Source organism: Acetatifactor aquisgranensis, from assembly GCF_943193215.1.
Taxonomy (GTDB): Bacteria; Bacillota; Clostridia; order Lachnospirales; family Lachnospiraceae; genus Acetatifactor; species Acetatifactor aquisgranensis.
Genome location: NZ_CALPDH010000061.1, coordinates 1 through 13,342 on the forward strand (window position 1 = coordinate 1; position 13,342 = coordinate 13,342).

General features: G+C 43.5%; 20 protein-coding genes. 6 read left to right on the forward strand and 14 right to left on the reverse strand.

The window, feature by feature from the left end:
- From NFS35_RS27620 to NFS35_RS27650, 7 genes are all read right to left on the reverse strand, one after another.
- Positions 1-555: pentapeptide repeat-containing protein (locus NFS35_RS27620; RefSeq protein ID WP_330640504.1), on the reverse strand; the 555-nt coding region annotated here is incomplete at its 3' end.
- Between the two features lie 4 nt (positions 556-559).
- The gene (locus NFS35_RS27625; protein WP_251210191.1) at positions 560-1,462 is read right to left on the reverse strand and encodes a hypothetical protein; all 903 of its coding nucleotides are present in this window, start codon (positions 1,460-1,462) and stop codon (positions 560-562) included.
- Between the two features lie 12 nt (positions 1,463-1,474).
- Entirely contained in the window at positions 1,475-1,894 is a 420-nt protein-coding gene (locus NFS35_RS27630; RefSeq protein WP_251210192.1) for a helix-turn-helix domain-containing protein, read from the reverse strand.
- Between the two features lie 68 nt (positions 1,895-1,962).
- Complete coding sequence (locus tag NFS35_RS27635) at positions 1,963-2,106, reverse strand: hypothetical protein (RefSeq protein ID WP_251210193.1); 144 nt, start codon at positions 2,104-2,106, stop codon at positions 1,963-1,965.
- On the reverse strand, positions 2,078-2,257 hold the full coding sequence (locus tag NFS35_RS27640) for a hypothetical protein (protein ID WP_251210194.1): 180 nt from the start codon (positions 2,255-2,257) through the stop codon (positions 2,078-2,080). The genes NFS35_RS27635 and NFS35_RS27640 overlap by 29 nt, the downstream gene beginning before the upstream one ends.
- A complete protein-coding gene (locus NFS35_RS27645) occupies positions 2,250-3,080 on the reverse strand; it encodes an ORF6N domain-containing protein (RefSeq protein ID WP_251210195.1) in 831 nt (276 codons plus the stop codon). The genes NFS35_RS27640 and NFS35_RS27645 overlap by 8 nt, the downstream gene beginning before the upstream one ends.
- Complete coding sequence (locus NFS35_RS27650; RefSeq protein ID WP_251210196.1) at positions 3,073-3,234, reverse strand: hypothetical protein; 162 nt, start codon at positions 3,232-3,234, stop codon at positions 3,073-3,075. Before NFS35_RS27650 ends, NFS35_RS27645 begins: the two co-directional genes overlap by 8 nt.
- A 290-nt stretch (positions 3,235-3,524) precedes the next feature.
- Between NFS35_RS27650 and NFS35_RS27655 the strand changes: the two genes are divergently transcribed.
- The 4 genes from NFS35_RS27655 (at position 3,525) to NFS35_RS27670 (ending at position 6,320) form a co-directional block, all read left to right on the forward strand.
- On the forward strand, positions 3,525-3,893 hold the full coding sequence (locus tag NFS35_RS27655) for a helix-turn-helix domain-containing protein (protein ID WP_251210197.1): 369 nt from the start codon (positions 3,525-3,527) through the stop codon (positions 3,891-3,893).
- Between the two features lie 203 nt (positions 3,894-4,096).
- Complete coding sequence (locus tag NFS35_RS27660) at positions 4,097-4,420, forward strand: helix-turn-helix domain-containing protein (RefSeq protein ID WP_251210198.1); 324 nt, start codon at positions 4,097-4,099, stop codon at positions 4,418-4,420.
- 194 nt (positions 4,421-4,614) lie between these two features.
- Complete coding sequence (locus tag NFS35_RS27665) at positions 4,615-5,148, forward strand: hypothetical protein (RefSeq protein ID WP_251210199.1); 534 nt, start codon at positions 4,615-4,617, stop codon at positions 5,146-5,148.
- A gap of 155 nt (positions 5,149-5,303) precedes the next feature.
- Complete coding sequence (locus tag NFS35_RS27670; RefSeq protein WP_251210200.1) at positions 5,304-6,320, forward strand: tyrosine-type recombinase/integrase; 1,017 nt, start codon at positions 5,304-5,306, stop codon at positions 6,318-6,320.
- A 248-nt stretch (positions 6,321-6,568) separates the two neighbouring features.
- Here the strand turns inward: NFS35_RS27670 and NFS35_RS27675 are convergent, their stop codons facing one another.
- From NFS35_RS27675 to NFS35_RS27685, 3 genes are all read right to left on the reverse strand, one after another.
- Positions 6,569-7,084: a GNAT family N-acetyltransferase gene (locus NFS35_RS27675; RefSeq protein ID WP_251210201.1), complete on the reverse strand. Its 516-nt coding sequence runs from the start codon at positions 7,082-7,084 to the stop codon at positions 6,569-6,571.
- A gap of 33 nt (positions 7,085-7,117) precedes the next feature.
- Positions 7,118-7,696 carry a DUF3795 domain-containing protein gene (locus tag NFS35_RS27680; protein WP_251210202.1) on the reverse strand — a complete coding sequence of 193 codons (579 nt, stop codon included), beginning with the start codon at positions 7,694-7,696 and terminating at the stop codon, positions 7,118-7,120.
- 387 nt (positions 7,697-8,083) lie between these two features.
- Positions 8,084-8,350 (reverse strand): hypothetical protein, encoded by a 267-nt coding sequence (locus NFS35_RS27685; RefSeq protein ID WP_251210203.1) that lies wholly within the window; start codon positions 8,348-8,350, stop codon positions 8,084-8,086.
- Positions 8,351-8,506: 156 nt separating this feature from the next.
- Here NFS35_RS27685 and NFS35_RS27690 point away from each other — a divergent pair, with 156 nt between their 5' ends.
- Both NFS35_RS27690 and NFS35_RS29825 read left to right on the forward strand, forming a co-directional pair.
- Positions 8,507-8,680 (forward strand): helix-turn-helix domain-containing protein, encoded by a 174-nt coding sequence (locus tag NFS35_RS27690; RefSeq protein ID WP_330640506.1) that lies wholly within the window; start codon positions 8,507-8,509, stop codon positions 8,678-8,680.
- A gap of 493 nt (positions 8,681-9,173) precedes the next feature.
- Entirely contained in the window at positions 9,174-9,353 is a 180-nt protein-coding gene (locus tag NFS35_RS29825; protein ID WP_251210209.1) for a helix-turn-helix domain-containing protein, read from the forward strand.
- Between the two features lie 316 nt (positions 9,354-9,669).
- Here the strand turns inward: NFS35_RS29825 and NFS35_RS27700 are convergent, their stop codons facing one another.
- The 4 genes from NFS35_RS27700 to NFS35_RS27715 form a co-directional block, all read right to left on the reverse strand.
- Positions 9,670-12,111 carry a P-loop NTPase fold protein gene (locus tag NFS35_RS27700; protein ID WP_251210205.1) on the reverse strand — a complete coding sequence of 814 codons (2,442 nt, stop codon included), beginning with the start codon at positions 12,109-12,111 and terminating at the stop codon, positions 9,670-9,672.
- Between the two features lie 148 nt (positions 12,112-12,259).
- Positions 12,260-12,487, reverse strand: a complete 228-nt coding sequence (locus tag NFS35_RS27705) for a hypothetical protein (protein WP_251210206.1) — start codon at positions 12,485-12,487, stop codon at positions 12,260-12,262.
- A 25-nt stretch (positions 12,488-12,512) separates the two neighbouring features.
- Positions 12,513-12,803: an ImmA/IrrE family metallo-endopeptidase gene (locus tag NFS35_RS29830; protein WP_251210207.1), complete on the reverse strand. Its 291-nt coding sequence runs from the start codon at positions 12,801-12,803 to the stop codon at positions 12,513-12,515.
- A 10-nt stretch (positions 12,804-12,813) separates the two neighbouring features.
- Positions 12,814-13,125, reverse strand: a complete 312-nt coding sequence (locus tag NFS35_RS27715; protein ID WP_251210208.1) for a hypothetical protein — start codon at positions 13,123-13,125, stop codon at positions 12,814-12,816.
- Positions 13,126-13,342 lie beyond the last annotated feature (217 nt).

Consider the following 13,342-nt stretch of genomic DNA (forward strand, 5'->3'; position numbering starts at 1 on the left):
GCAGTCCCCGGTGTTCCAGTCCCCGGTGTTCCAGTCCCCGGTGTTCCTGTTCCCAGTGTTCCAGTCCCCGGTGTTCCAGTCCCCGGTGTTCCAGTCCCCGGTGTTCCTGTTCCCAGTGTTCCTGTTCCCGGTGTTCCTGTTCCCGGTGTTCCTGTTCCCGGTGTTGCAGTCCCCGGTGTTCCAGTCCCCGGTGTTCCTGTTCCCAGTGTTGCAGAATCCCGTGCAATCTTTTCCTGTATTCACGATACGCAAGACTTCATCCCAAGGGATTTCACGCACAATCTGAATCTTATTGGTGCAGCACTTTGTATCATCGTTTTCAGAATCCACTTCACCAAGGGCAACAACTTCTGCAACCTTGTTTTCAGGATTGAAACTGTAATAATTGAAACAGTCTGCTGCTTTTGTGCAGAAGTGAAAGCCACGGGTGCAGCATATAGGTGAATCGCTCATTTCATAGGTCTTGCCAACCTCATACTGAAAGCCCCGACAAGTCCAGTCAGGATTGAACACTTTGAACCCCTTAACTACATTTTGAACATTATTGTTTTCCATTCCTTTATTCCTCACTTTCCAAATAGGCAACCGCCCTGTCATAGTTACGTTCTAACATCCTAAGTTCATCTTTTTCCCGTGATTCCTTATCACATACCGCCTTGTATATGGCATCATCCCGGTACATTGTGACCTGTTTCTTTATCAGGTCAGTGATAACCTTGGGTTCAAGGGCATCCAGTTCCCATGATTCGTCACCGAACTGGTCAATATACTTGGATGCTCTGCTGTCTGTAATCTTTGCCGGGTTCGGGGGCGGGTTGTATGTCTGAATCTGATTCATGGTCAGTGCCACACGCTTCACATACACATCAGCACCGAACAGTTCCAACCTTTCCTGAATGTCCCTTGTCATATCAATACCGCTTGGGTCATGGTCGCCCAAATGGATGATGATTCTTTTTTCTCTTTCTTCCTGCCGGATGAAACGCTGTGCAGCACTCCACATTTCTGACTGGGAAGTGTAACCCCTGCATGAAAAGTATGGTGTATCAAGCGGGCTGCAAGCCTGTCCAACAATGTCAACCAGTGCATCCTTTTCAACCCACACTTCAACATAGTTTGGTTGACCCTTCCACTTGTCAAGGTTGTATGAATACCTTGCGGATGCAATCACATCTGCCGGGGTGTCCCAGTGGCTTTCACTTCTAAGGTTGCGGGTTCTGTCCGTGACACTGTGCCAGTCAATCAGCCCTGCAAGTCTGCCGTCATTGATAAGACTTCCCACATTCTTGTAGCTGCGTTCATTGTTAGGGATGTAACCCCTTGCAACCAACTGATAGTAAACTTGTCTAAGGGTTAGTTCATATCCCTGTGCAGAATATTCATCAACCACCTGATTCACCAATTCAATCAAGTCAAGGCTTTTCTGCTGAAACCTGATTTCCTTGTATTGGATTTTTGGCATATCCTGCACCCCCTACACTGATATTCCTTCAATCTCTGCAAAGCGAATTGCATTGATGAAGTACGCCCAACGGTTTTCAGAAGTCTTGATTGCATACCCCCAAGGGAAAACCCCCTGCTGCAATCCTTTCCTTACCGTCCCCTTGTCCATGCCAAGGAAAACCGCTGCTTCTTCCGGCAACATCCGCTTGATTTTCCCTTCTGTACCTGCATCTTTTGGCATTACAACAACCTGTGCTTCTTCCTGTTCAAAATAATCAGGGGCAAGACCAAGTGACACTGCAATATCACTCTGAACTTTCTCTGATGGTGTGGTCTTGTCATTCAGGTACATACTGATTGACCCCTTGCTTTTCCCGGTCATCCCAACAACCTGTGCCTGATTAAGACCTAACTGCTGCATAGCCTTTTTCAACTTTTCGCTGAACTTCATTTTTTATCACCCTTTCTTTTATTCATCAGGGAACGCATTGTTATTGTACTGTTTCCTGATTCTGATTTTCACAACGCCTGATTCCAACTGGTCAAGCTGATTTCCTTGAACCGCTGACCCTTCTGTTTCAGCCCTTCCATGTATGCCATGTATTCCAGTTTTCCATCAAATTCAAGAATCTGTTCAATCCATGCTGCAACGATTTTCTTCAACTTTTTCACCTTCCTTCATAGCCTGATTCAAAAGATGTGCTGCAAAATCTGCCTTGGCTTGCATTGCTTCAATGTTGGTCATCTTGGAAATCTGTTCAACCAATGCACACGCATCAAATACCAGTGATTCATTCATCTTCATATCATTCATACCGCTGAACCCTCCTGACACGCTTTGAATTATCAAAATAACCTACTGGCAGATTCAACACCTGACACAACTTGATTCTGTATAATTCAGTTGGTTTTGATTTCCCATAAGCCCATTTACTGATAAGCCCTGAACTGCAACCAAGTTCCGCTTGCAACCAGTAATACTTGATTTTGTTTTCAATCAGGTAATTGTTAAATTGGATGTGGTTGAAGGGCCTACTGTAACTCTTGCCACCTTCTATTGAAGCCTGTGTGACAGCATTTTCCAAAACAGGAACTTCAATCACTGCATTTTCGGTCTGAACTGTGACCGTTGGCAATTCATCAATATCAGGCACAATGTGGCGTAAACAGTTAATGACATACCGCTGACTGTCAGGAACAGATGCCATGATACGGGCAGCTTCTAAAAATATTTCCGGCTGCATGACTGATACTTGTATATCCTGTTTTACAGGCTCAATTTGTTCTTTCACCCTGAAATAAATATCAACCAATTCACGCTGCACCTTCCACGCCAAGTCATCTGTGAAGGACTTCACCAACATCAAGTAACCGGATTCAGCGATGAGGGTTACATCCCCATTAGGGTTGAAGCCGTTTGGAAGGGTCTGTCCGAAAAACGGACGCACCCCTGAACCCTTCACTTTGAAGAAATCAACACCGCTAACAAAATGTTTTCGGTTATCATTGAAGCGTTTTCTTGCTGTTCCTTCTGGTCTTTGATGTACTGTGTCAATATCTTTGAAGGTGACAACTCGTTTACCATGCCATTCTTTGATGACCACATCCGTACCGCAAATGTTCATTACATCATTCACTCTTTTTCTCACCCTCTTTCTTTTTCTGCTTCTGCCTGTCCTTCATGAAAGCCATACCTTCACCAAATGAAAGAAGTTTTTCTTTTTCCATTTCAGACAGGTCAGGAATCACCTTTCCAAAAGTTTCAAGTATCTTCTTTTCTTTCTCTGACATACAGTCACTTCCTTTCTGCTTTGTTTTTCGTTACACGCTTTGCAGCGGATTCACGATGTTACCGCTTACGGTCACTATACCGTTGTGTGACAGATTCACTTGTCAATGTGCTTTGATTTACCATTCAGTCCCTATTGATTTGTGATTATGTTGCTATTATAAGTGTGTTTGTTGCTATTGTCAATACCTTTTTTGCAAATTTGTTGCATTTTGTGATTTTGTTGCTTTTTCTATTGACGGTGAAAGTTTTTAACTGTATAATTGGAAACAAGAAAAGAGGTGACTACATAATGAAAGACCGAATCAAGAAAATCAGAAAAGAACTTGATTTGACCCAACAGGAATTTGCGGACAGAATAGGAATTAAACGGGGCGGTGTTGCCAATTATGAAATTGGGAGAAATATACCTATTGATTCAGTAATTTCACTAATCTGCCGGGAATTTAATGTAAATGAGCAGTGGTTGCGTGACGGGACTGGGGAAATGTTCATTGAACAGACAAGGGATGAACAGATTGCTTCTTTTGTGGGTTCAATCCAAGCCAGTGCAGATGATTCGTTTAAGAAAAGATTCATTTCAATGCTCTCTGCACTGGATGAATCTGAATGGGAAGTGTTAGAGAAGATGACGCTTATGCTACATGACAAAATGGACTAGGCATCAGCCTAGTCCAAGAATTGCTTTGACATAACAGTATATCAGTTTCAAAATCCGATTGTCCGCTTTGTCAAGCAACTCAATAATTAGTTCCTTGTAGTCCATGTGTTTCATCTCCCTTGTAAAACGCACGTTCTAAAGTAGCGATATAATAATTATAGCAAACATATGTTCGTGTGTCAATGACGGAAAGAAGGTGAATAATGGAAATATTTCAAAAACGCTTCATACAGGCAAAAGAACAAAGTGGTTTGCGTTGGATTGATATAGCAAACCGTTCAGGGTTAGATAAAGCAAGCATCAGCCAGTACAAGAACGGTGTTCATACCCCTGAACCTGATGCCCTTTACCGTTTGGCTGTTGCCCTGAATGTCAGCATGGAATGGTTGACTGGTGCAGATGTTCCAACAGTACCAGTTGATGATTCTGAAATTCTTAACCGTTACCACCAACTGAATGACCTTGGAAAGCAAGAATTTATGAGGTTTCTTGATGATTTGTCATCACATGAACAGTATAAAAGGTAGCAGGTAACTGTTTGTTTTTTCATTTTCTATATTATACTTTTTTATAATTTATTTTTTTTTTTATCAAAAAAAGGACTATTAAAGAATTTGATTCTAACAGTTACCAACAGTTACTTATTAGATTTTTGCGGTATTTTATCAGCTACCAATAACAGCTACTATGTGATACGGAAAGAAAGCGAGGAATAAAGTATATGAAAAAAATAGTCGGTTTAATGATTGCAGCTCTACTTTGTGGAATATGTACTGCTTGTGGTTCTTCATCTGAAAACATACCCGAACCAGTTGCCATTATTGAAGATGTTGAACAGTTCAGCAGAATCAGCACAAGTGAATTAAAGAATATCATGGGTGAACCTGTTTCAGAAGAATCTTGGACTAATAAAACCGGTAAAGGTGATTTTGATGTAACAACCTTATCATATGACAAAGATTCAAACCATTATGAGTTTATCATTGCTGATGATTCTGTTGTCAGACTGACAATTTACTCAAACAGTTATTGGAACAATACGGGTGATAGATTTTCAATCATCAATGACAAAAAAGATATTTGCCAATCCTTTAACATTGAATTAGGAGAAAATGTAAAAAAAGTTACTGATAATAATTTTACTTATACACTTTCACCAGTTAATGATAAGGTTGCGATGTTTGATGTTCAGGACATAGATTCAGATACCTATGGTTTTGTCAAAATAACCTATAATTTAAACTATTTTGATTGAACAAAAATTGAACCCCCAACCGTTGCAGCGGTCAGGGGTTCGGCACTTAATCAAGCAAGGACTGAATTGGCATCCAGTGAAAACTTGAAAAAGGCTATGCGTCTATGATTATACCATTTCAGTCCTTCGTTTTCAACAGAAAGGACAGATTTTTTATGGGAAAAAGAAACCCCAACGGTTACGGGTGTGTAACCAAGCTAAAGGGCAACAGGCTGAAACCTTGGATTGTCAAAGTAACTGTATACGATGAAGAAGGTCACTCCAAGCAAGTCCCGGTTGCCTATGCAGAAACAGAAGAACAGGGGAACATACTGCTTGCACAATACAACAATAACCCTTGGAACATTGACCGGGAAAAAGTCACCCTTACAGTATTATATCAGCGTTGGTCTAAAATAAAGCTGCCAAAACTGGGGACTTCCCTGCAAAGTTCTTTGAAGTCAGCCTTTAAGCACTGTTCAAAATACTATGGAATGAAGTATAGAAGCATCCGGGCATATCAGATGCAGGACTGCATTGACAACTGCGGGTGCGGATATTCCACGCAAGGGGCAATCAAGAACTTGTGGGGGCATCTTGACCGCTTTGCCTTTGAATGTGACATAATCGAAAAAATGTATTCCACCTTGACCACTGCCCCGCCTATACCTGAAACCAACAGGACACCATTCACCCCGGAACAGGTTGAACAGCTATGGAAAATTAAAGATGATGACTGGGTGAACACGGTTCTGATTTACCTGTATACAGGTTTCCGGCTGACCGAACTGCTGAACATGAAAACTGAACAAGTGAACATCAAGGAATGGTATTTTCAGGGCGGTATCAAGTCAGCATCCGGCAAAGGCAGGATTGTCCCGGTACATGAAAAAATCAAACCCCTTGTTCAAGCACTGGTTGACCAAGGGAATGTGTATCTGTTCAGTTATCAGGAAAAGAAGATTTCACAAACACAATACTATCAGTTTTGGGGTGAAGTCATGAAGAAGATTGAAGCAGACAAGACCCCCCATGAAGCAAGGCACACTTTTGAAACCAACCTTGACAATGCCGGGGGGAATAGAAAATGTATTGATATGCTGATGGGTCACAAGTCAAAGGATGTCGGAAACAGGGTATACAACCACAAGACCATTGACCAGTTGCGGGACACTGTGAACCTGTTGAAATAATATTTTTTACTCTGAACCAGTAACAAATTAGAAACAAAGAAAGCGGGAAATGCCTAAAAGTCAAGCATTTCCCGCTTTTTAGAAATCATTGTACCATATTATTTATAAATTCATACCGTTTTTACGCATTTTCTCCGAAAAAGCAAGCGGTTGGGGGAACCTGCCCTTCTCTACTTGCCCGCGGTGCTGCTGGCCTACCAGGGCATCGCTTATCAGAAAGGGAACCTACGCCAAGATGTCCAGAGGCGTTAAGATTTTATCATAATTTTATCCTGCTGTTTCCTCCAGTCCTCTTCCAGCAGTCCGTAGAAATACAGGTCTGCCCAGCTGCCGTGGTTATCCCTGGTCTGGCTCCACTGTATGCCCTCGGGCCGCATTCCCAGTTTCTCCATCAGGCTGACGGATTTTACGGCATCGATGGCTTCCGCAAAAATCTTGTGGGCTTTGCGTTCACGGAAAGCATGGTCGATCACGGCCTTACAGGCCTCAAAGGCATAGCCCTGCCGCCAGAAGCTGCGGTTAAAAAACCAGCCTATTTCATAGACGTCCTCTTCGTACTCGTTGAACAGGATATAGCCTATCACTTTGTTGGTTTTTCTGTGAACCGCTGCTACAGCGCCTTTTCGGGCGATGCAGAAGGAAGAGAGGAAGCTCTGGGTCTTCCCGAGGTCGTAGGCCGGTTCACAGTTCTCCATGGTTTCTTCATCGCCGAAGATTTCGTACAGGTCGGGGGCATCCTTTGGGGTGAAGTTTCGGATTGTCATTCGCGGGGTTTCTATGTGCATTTTTGCTCCTTATTATTTATGTTTGGCTGTCTGCGGCGGATTAATGTTGCTGCTCTTTTTCATAAGCTTCAATTTGATATTTCTTCTGTCGGCAATCTTTTGAAATACCTCTGCCGCATACAGGGATTGTTCCTTAAGTGGCAGTGAGGGCAATTCGTCATTGGACTGTATCTGCTCTATCGCTTCTTTTATCTCTGAAAGGTCTAATAGATTGACTGCCACGCAAAAGAAATTTTTCCTACGTCCGTCATTATAGTTCGAAAGTAGGTAGGACAGGATTTGTGTTTTTTTCTGCTGCTCAAGATTATATTGCTCAATGCCTATGCTCCTCGCTTTTTCTAAATCTCCCTTTCGTCGCCTGTGGGTAATAAAGGAATCATATTCATCAATATGTTGATATTTTTCACAGGGATATTGTCTACACTCATAGCAATATTCAATCCCTTCATGTTCAAGGCTGCATTTCGCGATTTTACATGATTGGTTGCCGTTGCCGCAGCCACCACAGTGATTTCCCAAAAGCATGGGGCACAGGCCGCAGTTTAGTCCACATAGGGAAAATAATTGATTTTTTCGCTCAAATCCGTTCATAATATCAGTCCCCTCAAATATTTATACGTTATTTTCCAATGGGCGCATGATTCCGCACAGGGAGTTATGGAAGCAGACCAGTCACTGGGCTGGCCTGCTTCCATAAATCAGCAATTGCCTAATAGCGGCGCCAATACATGATGCTTACCTAGATAGCGGCACTGACATAGGACTTACTGTTGGTAGGGTTATCATAGCATGTTCAATATATAGCTGTCAATTTTCCTGGGAATTCAAAATTTTATTTTGTAGCCTGATAGATTTACTTCCTTTTCAGAAAGACATTCCAATGCTTTGGCCTGGAACAGGCTAAGGGTAACGTATTTATTTCATCCTTTTGTGTGGGTATAGGATTCCAGGAGAGGGACTGTGTTTTTTGTATGTCTGTTATAGCAGAGATATCAGAAGGGAAAGAAAATCCTTCATGCCTTGCTGATATGCGATTTTTTCCCATAGTGCTGTGCTCCATGTTGCATTGTCTAGAAATTTGTCAAGGCGCTGTTTCTGCTGGGGAGTCAAGTCACTTATCAGCAGGTCGTATGCTTTGGTCTCTTCTTCTTTTGCTTTATGGTATTCCTCAGTCTGGTGGACTTTATCGATTATCCTGTTTTCTGTGAGGGCCTGTGTTATGAGTTCTAAAATATTTTCCTGCATGTGGTTATTCCTCTCTTCCGTGTCTTACATGAGCATCCTGTTTCTCTATATGTAAGTATAGATACATTTGTAAGTATATGCAAGAAAAATTATGGGATTCATAATGTTTTTTGAAGAGGTGAGGGGATGGTTAGTTATGGGCCGCTATGGAAGACTATGGAGACACAGGGGATTACCACTTATACGCTTATAGAAAAGCACGGAATTAATCCCAGGACAATAAACAATCTACGGCACAATAGAGGCGTTACCGTCTATACATTGGAGCGTCTTTGCAATATCCTGGGTTGTACGCCGAATGATATTTTGGAGTTTATACCTGATGAATGAGCTGGGAAAAGAAGAGCTGGGCGCTCTTCTTTTTTGTATGCTATATGTAGTGGCGGGAATAATTTTGTAGTGTCTGCCAAGTTAGGGATATCACATAATCATGATGAAGTCTCCCTTTTTTGCCTGGTCTATGTGTTCTTTATACCCCCTTTTTCCCATGCCCGGATTGAAACCTGGAAGTCGGGCAAGCAGCCGATAAACGGGAACAGAAGGAACCAGCCAGGCCATAAGGGAAACGAATATGATATTGTGCCTGTGTTATGATTTCTAGGACATCTTTTTCCACGTAATCATTCCTTTCGTCTTATCTCGCTTCAGACTATATAGTCTTTCAGACCATGGTGGCAGGTCAATTTATACTCTAATTTAGTGACCTCATTTTTTGCTACTGATGCATGATGTTCTTCATCTACCTATAATCTGGGATAGTCTCTTGTTTGGCGGATTTTGAAGAGGTGAGGGAATGGTCAGTTATAAGCCGCTATGGATGACTATGGAAAAGCAGGGGATTTCTACTTATACGCTTATAGAACAGCATGGGATTAATCCCAGAACGATAAACAATCTGAAACACAATAGGGGAATTACTGTCTATACGTTGGAACGGCTTTGCAGTATCCTTGGGTGTAAACCGAATGATGTTTTAGCGTTTGTTCCGGATAAAGAGGGCTGAAAAAAGACTGTAATTGTTGAATAGCATGGCTATGGGGAATCTCCTTTCTTTCGTACTTTTATCTGCTCCCGGAATCTCCATGCCGTAGCTGTCTGAAAGCTTCCAGTTCTGAGTCAAGCTCATCTATTGTTTTGTCTAAATAGGAATATCCTAATTCGTCGTAAATGTCGATTCATTCAGATTTTCTGATTCCTAAAATCTCTGCCGCCCGGCCGTGGGAGATGGTCTGGTTTCCGTCCCAGGGAATTTTCAAAGTGCCTGGCCTCTTTGACATAGCCGAATTCGTCTCCCAAAAAGGCCGGCATGAGCCCTTTTCTCACTCCTTTAGAACGGCCCGCAGCTCCGGTAGATAGAGCTTCCCCTCCCGGTAGCTCTTTTCCAGTTCCGCCTGGAACCTGTCCGGCTGCTCTTTCCTCAGTTTCCTGAGCCTGTCTACCTCTTCCTGATGGTGCCATCGGCTGTGGAAATCCGAAGACCGAAAAGCATCATCCCTTGACCATGGGGATTCGCATTGAATCAGCTCTTGATTCTTCTCCACGAACCGGACAAGGTCTTCATACTCCTCTTTTATATATGGCAGCTCCTGCTCATCCCGCAGTCTCTCCAGCTCTGCTTTCAACTGCTCCATCAGGCTCTCTGCCATTTCCAGGTTCTGTTCAATCTTCCCCGGCAGCTCAAACATCCAATACTCCATCCGCTGGCAATACCCCAGCATGGGAATGGCTCCCATATAGTTTGTAAAAAACAGCTGATAGCTCTTCGTCCCGTTCAGGTTCCCTGAAACCTCAAGGCCATTCACGAAACGGATGACCCGGAAAAAGACAAGTCTATCGTACAAGTCACAGTAATTGCATCCGGCAATCAAATCCCGGGAGATTGCCGGATGCTCCGTTTCCTTCTGATACCGGGAAAAGTAGAAATCAAGGAACGCTTCCCACTGCTCCCCGCTGGCTCCGACAATTCCCATGGCTTGAAAGAGCGCCAGAAATCCGTTTATTCCAACTCGAAAAACCGTTTTATTGCCCTTCCCAAATCTCCCATGGTTCATATCATCCAAGTATTTCTTCCACGCCTGCTCCCTGGCTGCCCCCATCTTCTGCAGGACATTCTGCCACAGTGCCCTGACGGCATTCTCCATATCCGTCAGCTCGGAGGTGCCATTGGCCAAGACGTTCCAGACAATTCGGTCTATTTTCTCATTCTTTTCCTTCCTTTTCAGGCTCTGTATGGGCTCTGCAACAATCTCCTCCCACTGCCGCTCTACCTGTTCCACTTGCAGCTCATAATCCAACAGCAGCAGAAGCGTCCATACCTCACGGTTCTCTGTCCTTTCCAGCAGCTCTCGGAAATGCAGGATTCTCTGTTCCCTTTCCTCCTGGCTCTCCTGCTGGGGCTTTCGGAACTTGGCCAAAATCTCTGACAGGGTATATTCCTGTTCATTCAACACAAGCTTCAGGCTCTCCAGAGGGCTCTCGCCTATGCACAGCATCTCATAATAAGAATGGAAAAAGTGCTTCATCATGACCACATACATGACTGTCTTCACATTTTCCTTTCTGGACAATTCCTCGTTGGAAAGCAAAATCTCCTTCAGCTCCGACAGGAAAATCCGGACTTTGCGAACGGAAGCGGTTCCCCGGAAGTCCATCCGGAAATCCATATCGATTCCCAAAATGCGTGCCGCTTTGAACTGTCCCGGTACTACAACACCTATCCCGGACACTTCATCCCGTTCCAGGGGCGTCTCTGCCATCTTCAATTCTTCCCATAGATATTCCACTATCTTTTCATAGGAAATCTCCGTCAGGTTCACCGTATAGGGAATATATTTTTCCAGATAGTCCCGTTCAAAGCCCTTTTCTGTCAGCACTCGGCTGTCGTATTGAAACACCACATGGAGGTTTTCACAGGATATCTTCTCAGAGATGGCGAATATCTTCTGTATGGTGTCCTGCTGGAAAATCCGGTCAATATCTTCGAAAATAAGCAAGACCTTCCGATTCAGCTTATCCAGTTCCCGGCGGAAGCCTTCATTGGAAGCTGAAAGGCCTGTGTCGCTGCCCACCACCAGCTCCCCCAGCAGACTGATCCACTCATTCTTCCCCAGCAGATTCTTCAGCTGGCGGGAATGCTCCGGATAGACGCGTTCCTGACGGAACAGCTTCTCCAGCTCTTCCACGAGAATCAGCTCCACTGCATCCAAGTCACAGGAAAGCAGGTCAATCTGGATGACTGCAAATCGCTCCCGCAGCAGGGAATCCTCTTTCAGATGCTCCATCAGGAAAGATTTCCCCATCCCCCACCCAGCGTTGATGCCCAGGATTTCGAACTCCTGTATGTACTGCCGGATTCTCTCCATGTCATGCTTACGTTCTTCGTATAATCGGGGCTGCCTGGTGAGACGGCAGGGTTCCTTGGCCTTCTTACTACATAGTCCGGCGGCGATCAGGACTTCCAGGGCTCCCAGGGACAATAACGATATTTCCGGGAGGGTCATAGACCTGACGCGACAGCCTGTGAGGAGCTTGATCAGGATGAAGGCAATGGCGCTTCCCAGCGCAATCGTCAGGCTGTTCATGAGCCAGAACCTGTTCTTACGGTTCCCGTAGGACAGGAAGAGGGCAAACCAGATGGCATCGAAAAAGAACAGGTATAGAAGGACGGATGGATCGAGGATGAGGGTCAGGATGGAGATAATCAGGATTGTGTAGGTGAGATTTTTCAGGGTTTTTATGGGGGAGTGGATAATTTGGTTCATGGGGATTCTCCTGTTTTGGAACTGTCGGAAAATAACTGCTGTAATTTCTGTAGGAAAAAGCCTTGAAACACAAGGAAAACGGCTTTCAGCCCGCGGCAGTTATTTGTAGACAATTCCTTACTATCTATTTGTCATCTGTCTTTATCATTCATTCACGGCTAAGTACAGCGGTATATATTTCCTTGCTGGATATATCTTCATTCTCTCTGTAATATCCAGGATCCAATTCATTTAAAATGGTCTGTGTAATCATTATGTCATTGCCACTGCGCTTACACAAATCAGCGACTCCATATATATTTGAATCGATGACATGGAGAAACACATTTGTATCCACAAAAAGCTTTTCGGGGTAGAGCAGTTCACCCGCGAACATATTCGCCTCCTGCTCTTTCGTGTCTTTAGACCATGTATAATTTGTGATTGTGCAAGAGCCAATGTCCCAGTTCATGGGCCAAAGTAAAATTCTGGTGGCCAATAGGGCGTTTATAATTGATGCATATTATGAACAAACCATTTTCTCCATATCCTATAAAGCCTGACAGTTTTGAGATGTCTTCCCTGAACAAAAGAAGGCTAAACCTCTCTATGTATCTCTGGCTTTCAAGCAAAGAAAACAAATTGCCAGGAAAGTCTTCGATTTGAAAGAGTTCCCCGGCGTTATTCACTGCCCCAATCACGCTTTGTGTCATAAGATTCCCCCTATTTTACTTCTGACAAAATATCTGTCACAAAAGCAAAACCATTCATAAAATCCTGAAGCTTTGCTTTTACGTCCATCGACTTTTTATCGTCTAATCCTCGGTTCATGGATGCTGACAACAAATCCCTCTCACGCGCTTCTGAATCTGTAAAGAAATCCTTCTGACAGTGCAGTACGCTACAGAGCAATAAAAAATCAAATTCTTCTATATTTTCCAATGAAATTTCATTATTGATAATCGCGGCAACTACATCCTCTTCCAAAAAGGTCTTGTCGGCTACTTCTTTTACTGTCAAGCCTAATAAATCCATTCTATCCTGTACTTCTTTTCCGATTTATAGCATGGCAATACCTTCCTTTCTATTTTGATGCAGTAATGTATTTTTTTACATTGTACCAAGCCGCTTACGCGGCGGCAAGTTCTAAAAATAGTTTCTCCTAAATCCTCAAAAAAGTAGCAGTTTTTGAAGATATGTTGTATTGTTAAGTTACCACACCAAACAACGACATAACAACAAAAACTGCTAT